Source organism: Mesorhizobium wenxiniae, from assembly GCF_002284535.1.
Classification (GTDB): Bacteria; Pseudomonadota; Alphaproteobacteria; order Rhizobiales; family Rhizobiaceae; genus Mesorhizobium; species Mesorhizobium wenxiniae.
Map to the genome: position 1 here is coordinate 79,329 of NZ_NPKH01000004.1, position 19,108 is coordinate 98,436.

Annotated in this window: 11 protein-coding genes and 1 pseudogene; 8 read left to right on the forward strand and 4 right to left on the reverse strand. The window is 62.9% G+C overall.

The features are described 5' to 3' along the window. Positions 1–33 precede the first annotated feature (33 nt). The 5 genes from omp10 to CIT31_RS01890 all read left to right on the forward strand — a co-directional run bounded on the left by omp10 (position 34) and on the right by CIT31_RS01890 (position 5,483). Positions 34–408 carry an outer membrane lipoprotein Omp10 gene (gene omp10 / locus CIT31_RS01870; RefSeq protein ID WP_065007649.1) on the forward strand — a complete coding sequence of 125 codons (375 nt, stop codon included), beginning with the start codon at positions 34–36 and terminating at the stop codon, positions 406–408. A gap of 178 nt (positions 409–586) precedes the next feature. Further along, positions 587–2,701 carry a bifunctional metallophosphatase/5'-nucleotidase gene (locus CIT31_RS01875; protein ID WP_095517274.1) on the forward strand — a complete coding sequence of 705 codons (2,115 nt, stop codon included), beginning with the start codon at positions 587–589 and terminating at the stop codon, positions 2,699–2,701. Between the two features lie 144 nt (positions 2,702–2,845). Then, positions 2,846–3,910, forward strand: a complete 1,065-nt coding sequence (gene hemH, locus CIT31_RS01880; RefSeq protein ID WP_095517227.1) for a ferrochelatase — start codon at positions 2,846–2,848, stop codon at positions 3,908–3,910. Between the two features lie 147 nt (positions 3,911–4,057). Beyond that, on the forward strand, positions 4,058–5,008 hold the full coding sequence (locus CIT31_RS01885; RefSeq protein WP_029349653.1) for an SPFH domain-containing protein: 951 nt from the start codon (positions 4,058–4,060) through the stop codon (positions 5,006–5,008). A gap of 10 nt (positions 5,009–5,018) precedes the next feature. Continuing rightward, on the forward strand, positions 5,019–5,483 hold the full coding sequence (locus tag CIT31_RS01890; RefSeq protein WP_095517228.1) for an NfeD family protein: 465 nt from the start codon (positions 5,019–5,021) through the stop codon (positions 5,481–5,483). Positions 5,484–5,535: 52 nt separating this feature from the next. Here CIT31_RS01890 and CIT31_RS01895 read toward each other — a convergent pair whose 3' ends face one another. Continuing rightward, positions 5,536–6,537, reverse strand: coding sequence for a KpsF/GutQ family sugar-phosphate isomerase (locus CIT31_RS01895; RefSeq protein WP_029349650.1), 1,002 nt, complete (start codon positions 6,535–6,537; stop codon positions 5,536–5,538). 151 nt (positions 6,538–6,688) lie between these two features. Here CIT31_RS01895 and CIT31_RS01900 point away from each other — a divergent pair, with 151 nt between their 5' ends. Continuing rightward, positions 6,689–8,431, forward strand: coding sequence for an outer membrane beta-barrel protein (locus CIT31_RS01900; RefSeq protein WP_095517229.1), 1,743 nt, complete (start codon positions 6,689–6,691; stop codon positions 8,429–8,431). A gap of 151 nt (positions 8,432–8,582) precedes the next feature. On the opposite strand, the gene galU is transcribed toward CIT31_RS01900, so the two are convergent. Then, positions 8,583–9,488 carry a UTP--glucose-1-phosphate uridylyltransferase GalU gene (galU, locus tag CIT31_RS01905; protein ID WP_095517230.1) on the reverse strand — a complete coding sequence of 302 codons (906 nt, stop codon included), beginning with the start codon at positions 9,486–9,488 and terminating at the stop codon, positions 8,583–8,585. A gap of 212 nt (positions 9,489–9,700) precedes the next feature. On the opposite strand from galU, the gene CIT31_RS01910 reads away from it, so the two are divergent. Continuing rightward, on the forward strand, positions 9,701–10,927 hold the full coding sequence (locus tag CIT31_RS01910) for a lytic murein transglycosylase (protein ID WP_095517275.1): 1,227 nt from the start codon (positions 9,701–9,703) through the stop codon (positions 10,925–10,927). A gap of 128 nt (positions 10,928–11,055) precedes the next feature. Next, a complete protein-coding gene (locus CIT31_RS01915) occupies positions 11,056–12,294 on the forward strand; it encodes an SGNH/GDSL hydrolase family protein (protein WP_095517231.1) in 1,239 nt (412 codons plus the stop codon). Between the two features lie 173 nt (positions 12,295–12,467). Here CIT31_RS01915 and CIT31_RS01920 read toward each other — a convergent pair whose 3' ends face one another. Next, positions 12,468–13,922 carry a glutamate synthase subunit beta gene (locus CIT31_RS01920; RefSeq protein WP_095517232.1) on the reverse strand — a complete coding sequence of 485 codons (1,455 nt, stop codon included), beginning with the start codon at positions 13,920–13,922 and terminating at the stop codon, positions 12,468–12,470. A 144-nt stretch (positions 13,923–14,066) separates the two neighbouring features. Next, positions 14,067–18,912, reverse strand: a pseudogene (locus CIT31_RS35990) (glutamate synthase-related protein). Positions 18,913–19,108 lie beyond the last annotated feature (196 nt).

Genomic DNA, 19,108 nt, shown 5'->3' on the forward strand with positions numbered 1-19,108 from the left:
TTCCGGCCGATGCGAGAGGAGAGGATTTTGATGATGACGATTGCGCGCAAACAGCTTTCGGCCGGCATTGTCGCGGCCGCTGCCGTCGCCTTGGCGGCGTGCACCACCGCGGGCCCGGGCGGGCCGTCATTGGCCACGCGCAACGCGGTCGAAGGCTCATGGATCGACGCGCAAGGCACCGGCCTGTCGACCTTCGCCGCCGGCAGCTTCAATACCGTCGCGACCGACACCGGCCAGAAACTTGCCGACGGCAGCTACACCATGACCGGCGGTACTTCGGTCGCGATCAATGGCACTTCGCTGATCCGCCAGACGCCGATAAGCTTCAACTGCTTGTTGATCTCCACCTCGCAGCTTAATTGCACCAGTGCGAGCGGGCAGAACTTTGTGCTGACGCGACGCACCTGAGCCCATACTGAACTGCTTTGCAAAGGACGGCGGCTTGAGGACGCCGTCCTTTTTGCGCCGGCAAAGCTGGCCCCGATTCCGCTTGCATCACCTAAAAAGCGATGTGAACATGGGCGAAAAGCTGGCTGTTATGTTCCAGTCGAGCAAGGGCGTTAAACAGGTCATCCGGGAGACGAAGATGAAGAAGATCGCCGCCATTGCCGCCCTGTCGGCGTCTACGCTTGGCCTGTCAGCCGGCGTGTCCTTTGCCGACTACACGCTGAACATCCTGCACATCAACGACTGGCATAGCCGCATCGAAAGCAACAACAAATATGAATCGACCTGCTCTGCCGAAGAGGAGGCCAAGGGCGAGTGCACCGGCGGCGCGGCGCGGCTGATCACGGCGATCGGCCAGGAGCGCAAGAAGCTGGAAGGTCAGAACGTGCTGCTGCTCAGCGCCGGCGACAATTTCCAGGGTTCGCTCTTCTACACCACCTACAAGGGCAAGACCGAAGGCGAATTCCTCAACCAGATGAAATTCGACGCCATGGCGGTCGGCAATCACGAGTTCGACGACGGCGAGGCGGCGCTGGCGCCGTTCCTGGACATGATCAAATTTCCGGTGCTCGGCGCCAATGTGAAGGCCAACGCGCAATCCAAGCTGGGTGACCGCGTGAAACCGTCGATCGTGATCGAGGTCGGCGGCCAGAAGATCGGCGTCGTCGGCGCGGTCACCAACGACACGCCGGAGCTCGCTTCGCCAGGCCCTAACGTCACGATCGAGGACGACGTCAAGTCGATCACGTCAGAGGTCGAGAAGCTGAAGGGAGAAGGCGTCAACAAGATCATCGCGGTCACCCATATCGGTTACAAGCGCGAGCGCGACGTCATCGCCAAGATCCCGGGTGTCGACGTGGTGGTCGGCGGCCACAGCCATTCGCTGCTGTCCAACACTGACCCCAAGGCTGAAGGCCCCTACCCGACGATGGTCGACAATCCGGACGGCTACAAAGTGCCGGTCGTCCAGGCGGCGTCCTATTCGAAATATCTCGGCGAGTTCAAGGTCGTGTTTGACGACAACGGCGTCGTCAAGCAAGCCAGCGGCGACCCGATCTACCTCGACAAGTCGATCACGCCAGATCCCGCGGTGCTTGCCCGCATCAAGGAGCTCGGCGCGCCGATCGAGGCGTTGAAGAACCAGGAGGTCGCCGAAACCACCAAAGCGATCGACGGCAGCCGTGAGAACTGCCGCACCCGCGAGTGCGAGATGGGCAATCTCGTCTGCGATGCCGTCCTTGACCGCGTCAAGGACCAGGGTGTGGAGATCGTCATCACGAATGGCGGCGGTCTGCGCGCTTCGATCGACCAGGGCACCGTCACCATGGGCGAAGTGCTGAACGTGCTGCCGTTCCAGAACACATTGGCGACCTTCCAGATTTCCGGCAAGGATCTGATTGCCGGGCTCGAGAACGGTCTCAGCCAGATCGAGGACGGCGCCGGACGCTTCCCGCAGGTTGCCGGCCTGAAGTACTCATTCGACAAATCGGCTGCCCCGAATGCCGGGCGCGTCAAGTCGGTCGAAGTCATGCAAGGCGGCGCGTGGACCCCGATCAATCCGGACAAGGATTACCTGGTCGCCACCAACAACTATGTGCGCCAGGGCGGCGACGGCTACAAGGTGTTCGCCGACAAGGCCAAGAACGCCTATGATTACGGACCGGGCCTCGAACAGGTGGTCGCCGATTATCTCAGTGCACATCGGCCCTATACGCCGAAGCTCGATGGCCGCATCACCGAGATCACGGCCGCCGCCGCGGCGGAACCGGCCAAGGAACCGGCCCAGGAACCGGCCCAGGAACCGGCGAAGCCGGCCGAGGCTGCGCCCGCTCCGGCCGAGCCCGCAAAACCAGCAGAAACGGCTCCAGCCGCGACTGCGGAGCCAGCGATGCCCGAACCGCCGGCCGGTTCGGACGATATCGCCACGACGCCGCCAGCCGTGCCGGCGGAGCCCGCCCCGGCAACGCCGGCACCTGCCGAGCCGGCAAAGCCAGCCGAGACGGCGCCCGCGGCACCGGCTCCTGCGGCGGAACCGGCCCAGGAACCAGCCAAGCCAGCCGAAGCTGCGCCTGCCGAGCCGGCAAAGCCGGCCGAAAGCAGCCATGTGATCGTAGCCGGCGACACCTATTGGGATCTGGCGGAAAAAGCCTATGGCGATGGCGCCAAGTGGAAAACGATCTCCGACGCCAACAAGGACTATGAGGCGCGCCGCCTTCCCGTCGGCGTGACCTTGACCATCCCGGCCGCAAACTAAATTCTTCCGTCATTGTTGGAAAACCCGTCCGGGTAACCGGGCGGGTTTTCTGCTTTCCGCCTGAGGTAAGATAAGGTGCGGCCAGACGCTGCATTGAAAACCGGCGCGGCATCGCTAGTTTCGCGCGGAGTCCGGAGATCCCTTATGACGCTTTCCAACCCTGTCGATCCCAAGGCTGCGAAGGTCCTCGGCCCGCCGCCGGCAGGACAGCCGCCGGTCGGGGCGGGCAGGATCGGCGTCATGCTGGTTAATCTCGGCACGCCCGACGGCACAGAATTCAAGCCGATGTGGCGCTATCTCAGGGAATTCCTGTCCGATCCGCGCGTCATCGAGCTCAACAAGGCGATCTGGTACCCGATCCTCTACGGGCTGGTTCTCACCACGCGGCCGAAGAAGTCGGGCGCCAACTACGCCAGGATCTGGAACCGGCAGCGTAACGAGTCGCCGCTGCGCACCTACACCCGCGCTCAGAGCGAAAAGCTGACCGAGGCGCTGCGCGACCTGCCCGGCGTCACCGTCGACTGGGCGATGCGTTACGGCAATCCTTCCACCGAGAGCGTCGCCAAAGGGCTGGTCGGGCAGGGCTGCGACCGCATACTCTCTTTTCCCCTTTATCCGCAATATTCCGCGACCACCACCGCGACCGCCAACGACCAGCTGTTTCGCGCGCTGATGAAGATGCGCCGCGCCCCGGCGATCCGCAGCGTGCCGCCCTACTATGCCGAACCGGTTTATATCGAGGCGCTTGCCCGTTCGATCGAGCGTCATCTGGCGACCCTCGCTTTCGAGCCGGAGGTGGTCATCGCCTCCTATCACGGCATTCCGAAACCCTATTCCGACAAGGGAGACCCCTATCAGGCCCATTGCCTTGAGACGACCCGGCTGCTGCGGGAAAAGCTCGGCTGGGATGAGAAGAAGCTGATCACCACGTTCCAGTCGCGCTTCGGTGCGCAGGAGTGGCTGCAGCCTTACACCGACAAGACGGTCGAGAAATTGCCTGGAGAAGGCGTGAAATCGATCGCCATCGTCAATCCGGGCTTTTCCGTCGACTGCATCGAGACGCTGGACGAGATCGGCAGGGAAGCGGCCGAGACTTTCCATCATGCCGGCGGCGAGAAGTTCGCGCACATCCCTTGCCTCAATGACAGTGCCGAGGGCATGGCGGTGATCGAGGCGATGGTGCGGCGCGAATTGTCGGGCTGGATCTGAAGCGGATACAATCGCGCGCCGCTAACCCGCTTTCTATGCACCGTAATCCACTATCACCTGATTGTAACGTTCCTGAAACACACTTAAGTGTTTGGTGAAGTCGGCCGCGTGAAACACTTCCGTGGCCGGCATCTGAGGGAGGGCCAAATGGATTTCAGTGGTTTCGATATCGCGCTTCTTGTTCTTGTCGCTCTTGTCGTGCTCGTGCTTTTCAAAGGCATCCGGACAATCCCGCAAGGCTATAATTATACCGTCGAACGCTTTGGCCGCTATACCAAGACATTGAGCCCCGGCCTCAACCTAATTGTGCCGTTCGTCGACCGCATCGGCGCCAAGTTGAACATGATGGAGCAGGTGCTCGACGTCCCGACCCAGGAGATCATCACCCGCGACAACGCCACCGTCGCCGTCGACGGCGTGGCCTTCTACCAGGTGCTCAACGCCGCGCAGGCCGCTTACCAGGTCGCCGGGCTGGAGAACGCCATCCTCAACCTGACGATGACCAACATCCGTACCGTGATGGGCTCGATGGACCTTGACGAGCTTTTATCGAACCGCGACGCCATCAACGAACGCCTGCTGCGCGTCGTCGACGAGGCGGCGCATCCCTGGGGCATCAAGATCACCCGCGTCGAGATCAAGGACATCAACCCACCGGCCAATCTCGTCGAATCGATGGGTCGCCAGATGATGGCCGAACGCAACAAGCGCGCGCAGATCCTCGACGCCGAAGGCCTCAAGCAGTCGCAGATCCTGGAAGCCGAGGGCCGCAAGGAAGCCGCCTTCCGCGACGCCGAGGCGCGCGAACGCTCGGCCGAGGCCGAGGCTCGCGCCACGCAGGTGGTGTCGGAAGCGATCGCCAAGGGCGACGTGCAGGCGCTCAACTACTTCGTTGCGCTGAAATACACCGAAGCGCTGACCAGGATCGGCTCCGCCACAAACAGCAAGGTCGTGCTGATGCCGATGGAAGCTTCATCATTGATCGGCACGCTCGGCGGCATCGGCGCGATCGCCAAGGAAGTCTTCGGGAGCGAGGGCAATGCCGGCCCGCCGCGGCAAGCTTCACGTCCGCCGGTAGTTCGCCCGAGCGAAAGCTGAGGCCGATCCGATGTTCGACCGCATCATTTCGGAACTCGGTCCCTGGAATTGGATGGTTCTCGGCTTTGTTCTCCTCGTAATGGAGGTCATCGCACCGGGCATCTTCATGCTATGGATCGGCATCGCCGCGCTGCTGATCGGTGCAGTCTCCCTGCTCATCTGGGACGCAGGATTCTGGACCTGGCAGATCCAAGTTCTCGCCTTCCTCGCTTTGTCGCTGATCTCAGCCTATGTCGGCAAGAGACTGGCGGGCGGACGCCATGACCCGACCGACCAGCCGCTGCTCAATCGCCGCGGCGAACAAATGATCGGCAGAATGGCGACACTTGCCGAGCCGATCAAGGACGGGCGCGGCCGCATAAAGCTGGGCGACACGCTATGGCGCGTCTCAGGCCCCGATCTGCCGGCCGGCACGCAGGTGCGCGTGACGGGCGCGGCCGACACCGATCTGGAGCTGACGGTCGAGGCGGTTTAGGATCGATCCTACCCATCTCGGCGGGCGACTTTTCAAACAGGCCTGAGGTCTGTCAGGCCGCGCCGATGCGCAGCAGGTCGTGCAGATGGACAAGTCCGACCGGCCGTCCTCCCTCGACAACCATCAGGCTGGAGATGGCCGAATTGTTGATCGTCTGCAGCGCCGTCGCCACCAACGTATCCGGCCCGGCGGTCTTCGGCTTCTTGGTCATGACCTGATCGACACTCATCGCCAGAAGATTGCTGCCGATGTGGCGCCTGATATCGCCATCGGTGACGATGCCGATCAGCGCACCATCCGCGGCGGTTATCGCCACGCAGCCGAACCCCTTGCGCGACAATTCGAGGATCGCTTCGCGCATTCCGGTGCCCGAAGGCACCAGCGGCAGCCTGTCGCCGACATGCATGATGTCGCGGATCTGCGTCAGATTGGCGCCAAGTTGCCCGCCGGGATGGAAGGTGCGGAAATGATCCGGCGTGAAGCCGCGCGCTTCGAGCAACGCGATGGCCAGCGCATCGCCGATCACCAGTTGCAGCAGCGTCGATGTCGTCGGTGCCAGGCCGTGCGGGCAGGCTTCCGGCGCACGCGGCAGCAGGAGCACCACATCGGCCGCACGCGCCAGCGCCGATCGCTCTCCGGCGGTGACCGCGATCAGCGGAATCGAGAAGCGCCTGGAATAGGCGATGATGCCCTTGAGCTCGCGGCTCTCGCCCGACCACGACATGGCGATGATGGCATCGTCCTTGGCGATCATGCCGAGGTCGCCATGATTGGCCTCGGCAGGATGGACGAAGAAAGCCGGCGTGCCGGTCGACGCGAGCGTTGCGGCGATCTTTGAGCCGATGTGGCCGCTCTTGCCGACGCCGGTGACGATGACGCGGCCCTCGATTTGCGACACCATGTCGACGGCGTGCGCGAACGGTTCGGTCAATCCGTTTTCGAGCGCGGCCGCCAGCGCCGCGACACCGGCCTGCTCAGTCGCTACCGTTCTAAGCGCCGAGGCGATCGAAGCTTGCCCATCGAGCCGCTTCTTGTCTGGGGATCTCGCATGCATGGCTGATGCGATTAGCGCTTTGCCGCGCGCCTGTCCAACGGAATTGCCATCCAGCGAGGCCTGATCCACCGCTGCCTCAACCCTCCGTTAACCATCCCCATTTACGGTTCGGTAAGTATGGCGCGCGTGCGCCGCGCAAGCAGTGGTGGCGATGTCCGGGGCCCAGCCTGAAAAGAAAAGAAGACGAAACGGCAAAGCGGTCTGCGCCTTGCTGCTGGCGACCAGCGTCTTCGCCTTGCTGCGGCCTGCGCAGCCCTATGCCCAGGTAACCGAGCTGCGCGGCGAGGTTTCAGAATCGGCAATTCTGGACGACCAGCAGCGCAAGACCAGGCAATTGAGCATGGCCAGCGCCGAGGATCAGACGGCGCAGGCCGGCGCAACCACCCAGAGCACTGCGCCGGCGCCGACCTATCAGCCGGCCAGCCCGGGCGCCGTACAGGACGACGACACGGCACCCGCGACTGGCAGCATTTTTGATCCGCCGGAGGCCACCGACGATGCGTTTGCGGACACCCCCGCTCCCGTCCCGCCGCGCCGGCCATCGAGCGCAACGCAAGGGGCGGCCGATCAAGACGAAGCCGCCGAGACACAAGCCACCGCCGCGACTGCAGCCACGACGGATGACACGGACACCGGCGAAACTGACCAGGACGCCACCAATCGCCGTGCCATGACCATTGATTCCGCCGACAGGCAGCAGCTCGATCCGGGCGCTGAGCGCGCCGAAGCCATCGAAGGCCGCGATAAGAGGGCCGAGGACGACCCGTTCGCCGCCACCGGCATCAACCTCGGCTCCTTCGTGATCAGGCCAACGCTCGAGCAAGGCCTGACGGCGACATCAAATGCCGATTCAAGCAGCGAAGGCAAGCCGGCCCTGCTGTCGGAAACGACGCTGCGCTTCAATGCCATCTCCGACTGGCGGGAGAATTCGGCTGTCATCGACGGCTACGGCACCTTTCTCAAGACTATATCGGGCGACGAGGTTCAGGAGGCACGGGGCCGTGTCGATGGCACGCTTAATGTCGACCTCGACAACGATCTGCGCGCTATCGCCAAGCTCGGTTACGAGTCGGCGCCGGAATCGGCTTCGTCGCCAGTCGTCATCGAAGGCACCGTCGAGCAGCCGGTGCGCCAGACCATTGACGGCAGCCTTGCGCTCGAGAAGGATGCCGGCAAGATGCGCTTCGCCCTGACCGGCGCTGTCGAACACGACATTTACGGCGACGCCAAGCTTTCGACGGGCGGAACGCTGTCGCAGAAAGACCGCGACTCGACGCTTTATACCGCCACCTTGCGCACCGGCTATGAGATTTCTCCCGCCATCACCCCTTTCACCGAGGTCGAAATCGGCCGCCGGGTCTATGATTTGCGCGTCGACACCAATGGTTTCGAACGATCCTCGACGCGGCTCGGCGTTCGGGCTGGCGCCGAGGTCGATCTTGGCGAGAAGCTTGCCGGCGAATTCTCGGCCGGCTGGCTGCGGGAGGCGATCGACGACGACCGCCTGCCGGCAATTTCGGGTGCCACGGTGAACGCCGACCTCAGATGGTCGCCGGAACGCGGCACCACGATCGGCCTCACCGGGCAGACGATCGTCGAGGGCACGACGACCGCCAACGAAAGCGGCGACATCCTTTACTCCGGCCGCCTCACCGGCGAGCGGGAAATCCGTGCCAACCTGATCGGGAACGCAGCTCTCGGCGTGGACTGGCGCGACTACATCGGGTCGGACGGCCATGATCTGACGCTGAGCGCCGAGGCCGGACTGACATGGTGGCTGAACCGGTATGCCGGACTGACCACCCGCGCCAGAACTGAAAAACAGACCAGCAATCTGGAGGGCCGCGACTACACCGCCCACAGCATCTTCGTCGGGGTGACACTGCAGCCGTAAAGCAAACCGTTGAAGGTTGGGGCATGTCGAGATTCAAGTCAGGCCGTGGCGAGAACGGTGGTTTCGAGAACCTTGTTCTTATGCTTGTCGTTGTCCCAAAACCGTTGCGCACCATCGGTTCAAGCCCGAGGGCATGCTTTGGGCGACATAGCTAGACCGCCGCGCCCCGCTGCTCTGAGGGTTTCATCTCGTCCAGAAGCTGGCGGATAACGCCCGCCATGCGTCCGTTTATGTCGCTGCGCCACAGCGCGAAGGCGACATTGGCCTCGACAAAGCCTTCCGGCGATCCGCAATCGAAGGTGCGCCCCTGGTAGTGGCACCCATAAAAGGGCTGTTGCTTCTCCAGCTTCAGCATCGCATCGGTGAGTTGTATCTCGTTGCCGGCGCCCTTCTCCTGGCCCTCGAGAATCCCAAATATCTCCGGCTGCAGGATGTAGCGCCCGTTGATGTATAGATTGGAGGGTGCCGTGCCGGTCTTCGGCTTCTCCACCATACCGGTGATACGGAAACCGTGATGTGTATCCTCGCCACGGCCGACGATGCCGTATTTATGGGCCTCGGCGGGGTCGCATTCCTGAACCGCGACGATGTTGTTGCCGGTCTCGGCATAAAGCTCGACCATCTCTTTCATGCAGCTTTTTTCCGACTGCATGATCATGTCAGGCAAAAGCAGCGCGAAAGGCTCGTCGCCGACCAGTTCGCGGGCACACCAGACGGCATGGCCAAGGCCGAGCGGCACCTGCTGGCGCGTGAAGCTGGTCTGCCCAGGCGAGGGTTGCAGCCGCTGCAGGCGGGCGAGCTCGTCGTCCTTGCCGCGCTGGGCGAGCGTGTCATAGAGTTCGAACTGGACGTCGAAATGGTCCTCGATGACCGCCTTGTTGCGGCCGGTCACGAAGATGAAATGCTCGATCCCGGCTTCGCGTGCCTCGTCGACCACATACTGGATGACTGGCCTGTCGACGACGGTCAGCATTTCCTTGGGTATGGCCTTGGTGGCCGGGAGAAAACGCGTGCCGAGACCAGCGACCGGGAAAACTGCCTTGCGAACTCTCTTCATGCTGTCAATTATCCGCTTCTAAGCCTGTTCGGCAATCCCGCTTCAAGACATTTTCGTGCCGGAATCGAGGATTATGGAACGGCTGGTCAGAAGAAATTCGTAGTCTGTAAAGCACCAACCCGCCTTTTCGTTCCCAACGGCACCTATGGTAAACTAAATGCTAACCGGGTTCGGCGATGAATAGTCTTCCTGTGATGAAGAAGGAGGAAAAGATGTCCGTTCGCAACGCCGCAAAGCGCTTCACAAGCATCGTTGCGGCCGCCAGCCTGTCGCTTGCCTTGCTGATGCCCACCGGATCGGCTTTTGCCGACGCCGGTTTCCGGCAATGGGTGGCCAGCTTCCGCGCCACCGCGGTGCGGAGCGGTGTTTCCGGCGCCGTTTACGACCGGGCATTCGAGGGCATCAGCGATGCCGACCCGGTCGTGCTGGAAAAAGCGCGTTATCAACCCGAATTCACCGCGCCCGCCTGGGACTATTTCGACAACCGCGTCCATGACCAGTCGGTCGCTGTCGGCCAGCAGATGGCCAGGAAGTGGAAGCCGTGGCTGGACAGGATCGAGGCAAAATACGGCGTCGACCGTCATATCCTGCTGGCAATTTGGTCTATGGAATCGAATTACGGCGAAATCCTCAAGCGCGACGATGTCATGCGCAATGTCGTGCGTTCGCTGGCAACGCTTGGCTATGCCGACTCGAGACGATCGAAATTTGCCCGCACCCAGTTGATCGCGGCGCTGAAAATCCTGCAAAGGGGCGACATCGACAAAAGCCACCTCAGCGGCTCATGGGCCGGCGCCATGGGCCATACCCAGTTCATTCCCACCAGCTATCAGGCCTATGCGGTCGATATGGACGGCGATGGCAAGCGCGACATCTGGAATTCGATTCCCGATGCATTGGCAACGGCCGCCAATCTGCTCAAGAAGAACGGCTGGCAGGCCGGCAAGACCTGGGGCTATGAAGTCAGCCTTCCCGACGAAAAGAAGTTCCCGGCCGGATCGAAGTCACTGTCGCAATGGCAAGCGCTGGGTGTCAGGCGTGTCAACGGCAAGCCGTTCAAGAATAGCGCGGAGAAGGCCACGCTGAAGGTGCCAGGCGGCCGCGGCGGCCCGGCTTTCCTGATGATCAAGAATTTTTCGGTCATCAAGCGCTACAACAATGCCGACAAATACGCGGTTGCCGTTGGCCTTCTTGCCGACGAAATCGCCGGCCATGGTGGGCTGGTGCAGGACTGGAAGCGGCCTTTCACGAAGCTCTCCTTCGAGGAGAGGCAAGAGCTTCAGCAGCGGCTTTCCCAGTACGGCTACTATGACGGCAAGTTCGACGGCAAGATCGGCGAGGGATCGAAAGCCGCCATCATGGCCTTCCAGGCGAAGGCTGGCTTGACCCAGGACGGACATCCGAGCATGGAAGTGCTCAAATGGCTCAGGCAGAACTAGCCTCGCATAGGGAGACGACCTAGAGCCTCGGACCCAACCGGTTTTTGGGATCCGATGCTCAAACTAAGATAGAGCGGCGGCCGGGTTGGATTTGAGGGTCCGGCGCTCTTAAGGGATGGAGAGGGTAATTGGTTTCGGCTGGGCGTATCCGGGTGATCCTTCGTCGCGTGCCGATCCTGATTCTGGCTATTGCCGTTCTGGCCGTCAGCACTGCCGCCGTCTTTCACACGCCGGCCATTGCGCAGGAAGAACAAAGGCGTGGCTGGTCGCTGCGCGACTTGTTGTTTCTGCGCCGAAGCGAGCGGGTGGGCCGAACCGAGTGGATGGAACCACCGCGACAGATCCAGAGGGCCGGGCCACGGAAGCTAAAAGCAAGAAAGCCCCGCGCCGCGCCGCGCCGGCCGGCTGAGCCGGCAACCCCGATTGTCGAGAAGGCGCCGGATGCCCGCACCGTTCTGGTGGTCGGCGATTTCATGGCGAGCGGCCTCGGCGAAGGTCTCGATACCGCCTTTGCCGAAAACACCAACGTCAGGATCGTCGTCCGCAGCAACGGTTCGTCCGGTTTCGTGCGTGACGATTTCTACAACTGGCCCGAACAGATCAAGTCGCTGATCGAGACCGAAAAGCCCGCGGCCGTAATCGTCATGCTGGGCTCCAACGATCGGCAGCAAATGCGCGTGAACGGTGAACGCGAACAGCCGCGGTCCGAGGCCTGGACCAAGGAATACGGACGCCGGACCGAAGCGTTCGGTAAGGCCATTGCAGCGGCCAAGGTGCCGTATCTATGGGTCGGCATGCCGGCATTCAAGGCGCCGAAGATGACCTCAGACATGCTGGCTTTCAACGACATTTACCGCTCGACGGCCGAAAGCCATGGAGGCGAATTCGTCGACATCTGGGACGGTTTCGTCGACGAGGACGGCGCCTTTGTCACCAGCGGGCCTGATATCAACGGCCAGCCGGTGCGCCTGCGCACCGACGACGGCATCTATGTGTCGAAAGCCGGCAAACGCAAGCTCGCCTTCTATGCCGAAAAACCCTTGATGAAGATCCTTGGAATGACCGCGCCCACGGGCACACCGGCAGCTTACGCGCCAGCAGGCGCTCCCGTCGGGGCGCCGGCACCGGCACCCATGGCCGTCGATCGCACCGTGCCGATGCTGCTCAACGATCCGGCGCTCGATGGCGGTTCTGAACTTCTCGGCGCCGCATCGCCGGCGAAGGCGGACGGGCCCGGCGAAAAACTTGTCGTCGAGGGCAAGGCGCCCGCTGCTTCGCCCGGCCGCGCCGACGATTTTTCCTGGCCGCCCAGGGGACAGCCTGCGGCGGCGGCCGCAACCGAAACGACCACGGCGATCACTCCCTAAAGCGCGTCGCGTGTGACCGGCCTCATGCGACGCGCTTTAGGTTGTTGTTTTTTAGCATGTCGTTATCGCAAAACCGCTGCACACTTTTGCGCGACATGCATTAAACCTGCCCCGGGCACCGGAAGGGCAGAAAGCGCCTTCAGATGGCCGCAGGAGTAGCGCTCGAGACAGACTCAGCGCGGCAGCACGCTCGATCCCATCAGCGCCTCGTCGATCGAACGAGCCGCCTGCCGGCCCTCGCGGATCGCCCAGACGACCAGCGATTGACCGCGGCGCACGTCGCCCGCCGCATAGAGCTTTTCGACGCTGGTCTTGTAGTCGCGGTCATTGGCCTCGACGTTGTTCGAGCGGCGGCTGTCGATGACGATCTTCATCTGGCCAGCCAGTTCCGACACCGGTCCGACGGTAGCCGGCCCGGCAAAGCCGATGGCGATGAAGGCGAGATCCGCGCGGATGACGAATTCCGTGCCGGCGATCGGCTTGCGCTTTTCATCGACCTCGCAGCATTTGACGCCGGTCAAGGCGCCGTCCTCGCCGATGAATTCGAGCGTCGCCACCTGGAACTCGCGCTCGGCGCCTTCGGCCTGCGAGGACGAGGTGCGCATCTTCGTCGCCCAGTAGGGCCAGACCGAAAGCTTGTCCTCCTTTTCCGGCGGCTGCGGCCGGATGTCGAGCTGGGTGACACGAACGGCGCCTTGGCGGAAGGCGGTACCGACGCAGTCGGATGCGGTGTCGCCGCCACCGACGACGACAACATGCTGGCCGCCGGCGACGATCGGCCGCGAGGGCCACGCCACCGACTGGATCGGCTCGCCGCCGATGCGCTTGTTCTGCTGCACCAGATAGGGCATCGCATCATGCACGCCGTCGAGATCGTCGCCGGGAATGTTGGCCGGGCGCGGTGTTTCCGAACCGCCGCAATAGAGCACCGCATCGTATTCGGCGAGCAGCTCCGCCACCGGTTTGTCAACGCCGACATTGACGCCGCAATGGAAGCTCACGCCCTCGCCCTGCATCTGCTCGATGCGCCGGTCGATATAGTGCTTCTCGATCTTGAAGTCGGGGATACCGTAGCGCATCAGCCCACCCGGCCGGCTCTCGCGCTCATAGACGTGAACGTCGTGGCCGGCGCGGCCAAGCTGCTGGGCGGCCGCCATGCCGGCCGGCCCCGAACCAATGACGGCGACGCGCTTGCCGGTCTTCTTTTCCGGCGGATAGGGCCGGATATGACCGGTTTCATAGGCCTTGTCGGCGATCGCCTGCTCGATCGTCTTGATGGCGACCGGAATGTCCTCGAGGTTGAGCGTGCAGGCTTCCTCGCAAGGCGCCGGACAGATGCGGCCGGTGAACTCCGGGAAATTGTTGGTCGAGTGCAGGTTGCGGATCGCATTGTCCCAGTCGCCATTGTAGACGAGGTCGTTCCAGTCCGGGATCTGGTTGTGGACCGGGCAGCCGGTCGGCCCGTGGCAGTACGGGATGCCGCAATCCATACAGCGCGCGGCCTGTTTCTCGACCTCCTTGTCCGACATCGGCAGCGTGAACTCGCGAAAATGCCGGATGCGGTCGGAAGCCGGCTGGTACTTGTGCACCTGCCGGTCGATCTCGAGAAACCCTGTTACCTTGCCCATAGTCCAGTCCCTGCTGTCCAGATGGCGCGCTCGAAGACGCACCCGTTAACCTCATAAGGCAGCCATGGCAACCTTCAGTCCGAGGCTAGGATTGTTGATGAAGGCGTCGACAGGGAAGCCTGGCTTCCCGGCAACTCCCAAAGCCTATTCCGCCGCCACGCCCATGCGCATGCGCTCCATTTCGATCAGCGCGCGGCGGTATTCGACCGGCATGATCTTCCGGAATTTCGGCCGGAAAGTCGCCCAGTTGTCGAGGATCTCGCGGCCGCGCATCGAACCCGTATAATGGACGTGGTTCGAGATCAGCTGATAGAGCCGCTCCTCGTCGTGGCTGGTCATGTCGCCGGACACGTCGACGCGGCCTTTGTGGTCGAGGTCGCCGCCATGATGGAGCAGTTTCTCCATCAGGTCGTCTTCTTCGGGAACGGGTTCCAGTTCGACCATCGCCATGTTGCAGCGCTCGGCGAAATCACCTTCCTCGTCGAGCACATAGGCGACGCCGCCCGACATGCCGGCGGCAAAGTTGCGGCCGGTCTGGCCGATGACGACGACAATGCCGCCGGTCATGTACTCGCAGCCATGGTCGCCAACGCCTTCGACGACGGCGGCCACGCCCGAATTGCGAACCGCAAAACGCTCGCCGGCGACGCCGCTGAAATAGGCTTCGCCCTCGGTCGCGCCGTAGAGCACCGTGTTGCCGACGATGATCGACTCCGCTGCGACGATCTTGGTGTTCTCCGGCGGGCGGATGACGATGCGGCCGCCCGACAGGCCTTTGCCGACATAGTCATTGGCCGCACCGACCAGCTCGAACGAAACCCCACGCGCCAGGAAGGCACCAAAGGACTGGCCGGCGGTGCCGGTGAGCTTCACCGAGATCGTGTCCTCGCGCAGGCCCTTGTGCTTGAAGCGCTTTGCCACTTCGCCGGACAGCATGGCGCCGGTCGAACGGTCGACATTTCGGATCGGCAGCTCGATGCTGACCGGCTGCCTGGCTTCCAGCGCCGGCTTGGCCAACTCGATCAGCTTGCGGTCGAGCACGTCATCGATCGGATGCTTCTGCCGCTCAGTCCAGTGCACCGCCTCATGCGGGGCATCCGGCTTGAAGAACATCTTGCCGAAATCGAGCCCGCGCGCCTTCCAGTGCTGGATCAGCGCCCGCTTTTCCAAGAGATCGGTGTCGCCGATGATCTGGTCGAGATGGGTGTAACCCATCTCGGCGAGCAACGCCCGGACCTCTTCAGCCACATAGAAGAAGAAGTTTATGACATGTTCCGGCGTACCCTTGAAGCGCTTGCGCAAGACCGGATCCTGCGTCGCGACGCCGACAGGGCAGGTGTTGAGATGGCACTTGCGCATCATGATGCAGCCGGCCGCGATCAGCGGCGCGGTCGAGAAGCCGAATTCGTCGGCGCCAAGCAGCGCGCCAATGACCACGTCGCGGCCGGTGCGCAGGCCGCCATCGACCTGCAGCGCGACGCGCGACCTGAGGCCGTTGAGCACCAGCGTCTGATGCGTCTCGGCAAGGCCCAATTCCCACGGGCTGCCGGCGTGCTTGAGCGAGGTCAGCGGCGATGCGCCGGTGCCGCCGTCGTAGCCGGAAATGGTGATGTGATCGGCGCGCGCCTTGGCGACGCCGGCCGCAACCGTGCCGACACCGACTTCGGACACCAGCTTGACCGAGACATCAGCCGCCGGATTGACGTTCTTGAGATCGTAGATCAGCTGCGCCAGATCCTCGATCGAGTAGATGTCGTGATGCGGCGGCGGCGAGATCAGGCCGACGCCGGGCGTCGAATGCCTGACCTTGGCAATGGTGGCATCGACCTTGTGGCCGGGCAGCTGACCGCCCTCGCCGGGCTTCGCGCCTTGCGCGACCTTGATCTGCATCACATCGGAATTCACCAGATATTCCGCCGTCACGCCGAACCGCCCGGAGGCAACCTGCTTGATCGCCGAACGCTCGGGGTTCTTGCCGCCGCCCGGCAGCGGCAAGTAGCGGTCGGCCTCTTCGCCGCCCTCGCCGGTGTTCGACTTGCCGCCGATGGTGTTCATGGCGCGCGCCAGCGTGGTGTGCGCTTCCCTGGAGATCGAGCCGAAGGACATCGCTCCGGTCGAGAACCGCTTGACGATATCGGCCGCCGACATGACCTCGTCGAGCGCGACCTTCTTGCGCCCGGTTTCTTCGGCGAGCCTGATCTTGAACAGGCCGCGAATGCTCTGCGCCCGCGCCGTCTCNGATATCGGCCGCCGACATGACCTCGTCGAGCGCGACCTTCTTGCGCCCGGTTTCTTCGGCGAGCCTGATCTTGAACAGGCCGCGAATGCTCTGCGCCCGCGCCGTCTCGCTGTCGATTTGAGCGGAATAGTCCTTGAACGTCTCCCTCGACCCCTGGCGCACAGCGTGCTGCAGGGTGGCCACCGCATCGGGCGACCAGATATGTGCTTCGCCGCGCATGCGGAACATGTATTCGCCGCCGACTTCGAGGCTGTTGCGCAACACCGGGTCGTTGCCGAAGCCGTCGGCGTGGCGGCTGACCGTTTCGGCCGCGATCTCTTCCAGCCCGACGCCTTCGATCAGCGTCGCGGTGCCGGTGAAATACTTCTGCACGAAGTCGGTCTTCAGCCCGATGGCGTCGAAGATCTGCGCGCCGCAATAGGACTGGTAGGTCGAGATGCCCATCTTCGACATCACCTTGAGAATGCCCTTGCCGATCGACTTGATGTAGCGGGACACAACCTCATAGGCGTCGACCTCGGCCGGCAGCTCGCCGCGCTTATGCATGTCGAGCAGCGTGTCGAAGGCGAGATAGGGATTGATCGCCTCGGCGCCATAGCCAGCAAGGCAGCAGAAATGATGCACCTCGCGTGGTTCGCCGGACTCGACAACGAGCCCCACCGAGGTGCGCAAGCCCTTGCGGATCAGATGATGGTGGACCGCCGCTGTCGCCAGCAATGCCGGGATGGCGATGCGGTCCGGCCCGAGCTGACGGTCGGACAGGATGATGATGTTGTAGCCGCCGGCGACCGCCGCCTCGGCGCGCTCGCACAGCCGGTCGATGGCGCCCTGCATGCCGGCTGCGCCTTCGTTCGAAGCATAGGTGATGTCGATCGTCTTGGTGTCGAAACGGTCCTCGGTATGACCGATGGAGCGGATCTTTTCGAGATCGCCATTGGTCAAGATCGGCTGGCGCACTTCGAGCCGCTTGCGACGCGAATTGCCGACGAGGTCGAAGATGTTCGGCCTCGGCCCGATGAAGGACACCAGGCTCATCACCAGTTCCTCGCGGATCGGGTCGATCGGCGGGTTGGTGACCTGGGCGAAGTTCTGCTTGAAATATGTGTAGAGCAGCTTCGATCTGTCCGACATCGCCGAAATCGGCGTGTCGGTGCCCATCGAGCCGACCGCTTCCTGGCCGGTGGTCGCCATCGGCGACATCAACAGCTTGGTGTCTTCCTGGGTGTAGCCGAACGCCTGCTGGCGATCGAGCAGGCTGACGTCCCTGCGCAATGCGCGTGGCTCGACCGGCTTCAGGTCTTCCAGGATAAGTTGGGTGTTGGCGAGCCAGTTCTTGTAGGGATGCCTGGTCGCGATCTCCGACTTGATCTCCTCGTCGGAAACGATGCGGCCCTTTTCCAGGTCGATCAACAGCATGCGGCCGGGCTGCAGCCGCCACTTCTTGACGATCCTCTCCTCCGGCACCGGCAGCACGCCGGCTTCCGAGGCCATGATGACGCGATCGTCGTCGGTGACGATATAGCGCGCCGGGCGCAGCCCATTGCGGTCGAGCGTGGCGCCGATCTGGCGGCCATCGGTGAAGGCCACCGCCGCCGGCCCATCCCACGGCTCCATCAGGGCGGCGTGGTATTCGTAAAAGGCCTTGCGATCTTGATCCATCAACTTGTTGCCGGCCCAGGCCTCCGGGATCAGCATCATCATCGCGTGAGCGAGCGAGTAGCCGCCCTGCGTCAGGAATTCGAGCGCATTGTCGAAACATGCGGTGTCCGACTGCCCCTCATAGGAGATCGGCCACAGCTTGGAGATGTCGTTGCCGAACAGTTCGGAATCGACCGAAGCCTGCCGCGCCGCCATCCAATTGACGTTGCCGCGCAGCGTGTTGATCTCGCCATTGTGGGCGACCATCCGATAGGGATGCGCTAGCTTCCACGACGGGAAGGTGTTGGTCGAGAAACGCTGGTGGACCAGGATCAGCGCCGTCTCGAAACGCGGATCGGTCAGGTCCTTGTAATAGGCGCCGACCTGATAGGCCAGGAACATGCCCTTGTAAACGATGGTCCGCGATGACATCGACACGACGTAGAAGCCATTGTCGACGCCCTTGGTCTCCTCGTGGATACGACCGGAAATCACCTTGCGCAGGATGTAGAGCCGCCGCTCGTAATCGTCGTCGCTCTCGATCTCAGCGCCACGGCCCAGGAACACCTGCCGCTGGACCGGTTCGGAAGCCGCAATATCAGGCGCCTTGGACAGCGATGAATTGTCGACCGGCACATCGCGAAAGCCGAGCAGCGGCTGGCCCTCGAGCTGCGCCACCTCGGCGATGATGCCTTCGATATGCGCCTGAAGCTCCGGATCGCGCGGCATGAACACATGGCCGACGGCATAATGGCCGAGCTTGGGCAATTCGACGCCCTGGCTAGCCATTTCCTCGCGGAAGAAGCGGTCGGGAAGCTGCACCAGCACGCCGGCGCCGTCGCCCATCAGCGGATCAGCGCCGACGGCGCCGCGATGCGTCAGGTTTTCGAGCACCGCAAGGCCGTCCTTGACGATCTGATGCGACTTCACGCCCTTCATGTTGACGATGAAGCCGACGCCGCAGGCATCGTGCTCGTTGCGCGGATCGTACAGGCCGTGCGCGGCGAAGCCGGTGTCGGTTCGCTCAATTTTGGTTCGGGACCGATTTTTGACGGCTGGCGCTTTCGTCTGCGCGGCCGGGCCGTTCGTCGCAGATGGCGTCACTTCCGTCATCGTCCTGTCCTCCATCCCCAGCCCTTAGGGCGCTGGTTTCCGTTGGGAAGCGCATGAGCTTCCCTCTCATCCTTACGGCACGTCTTGCGAAATCCTTGCCGAACCAGGCGGCCTGGTTCGCATCCGGTAATCATACAGGCCAGAGCCGGCCGTCTATCTGTCGCTCGCGGCAGCGGCCGGAGAGGCCTAATGATAC

Excerpts from the sequence above, each read along its gene's own strand:
- omp10 (WP_065007649.1), top strand. The coding sequence starts at position 34 with ATGACGATTGCGCGCAAACAGCTTTCGGCCGGCATTGTCGCGGCCGCT.
- CIT31_RS01875 (WP_095517274.1), top strand. The coding sequence starts at position 587 with ATGAAGAAGATCGCCGCCATTGCCGCCCTGTCGGCGTCTACGCTTGGC.
- hemH (WP_095517227.1), top strand. The coding sequence starts at position 2,846 with ATGACGCTTTCCAACCCTGTCGATCCCAAGGCTGCGAAGGTCCTCGGC.
- CIT31_RS01885 (WP_029349653.1), top strand. The coding sequence starts at position 4,058 with ATGGATTTCAGTGGTTTCGATATCGCGCTTCTTGTTCTTGTCGCTCTT.
- CIT31_RS01890 (WP_095517228.1), top strand. The coding sequence starts at position 5,019 with ATGTTCGACCGCATCATTTCGGAACTCGGTCCCTGGAATTGGATGGTT.
- CIT31_RS01895 (WP_029349650.1), bottom strand. The coding sequence starts at position 6,537 with ATGCATGCGAGATCCCCAGACAAGAAGCGGCTCGATGGGCAAGCTTCG.
- CIT31_RS01900 (WP_095517229.1), top strand. The coding sequence starts at position 6,689 with ATGTCCGGGGCCCAGCCTGAAAAGAAAAGAAGACGAAACGGCAAAGCG.
- galU (WP_095517230.1), bottom strand. The coding sequence starts at position 9,488 with ATGAAGAGAGTTCGCAAGGCAGTTTTCCCGGTCGCTGGTCTCGGCACG.
- CIT31_RS01910 (WP_095517275.1), top strand. The coding sequence starts at position 9,701 with ATGTCCGTTCGCAACGCCGCAAAGCGCTTCACAAGCATCGTTGCGGCC.
- CIT31_RS01920 (WP_095517232.1), bottom strand. The coding sequence starts at position 13,922 with ATGGGCAAGGTAACAGGGTTTCTCGAGATCGACCGGCAGGTGCACAAG.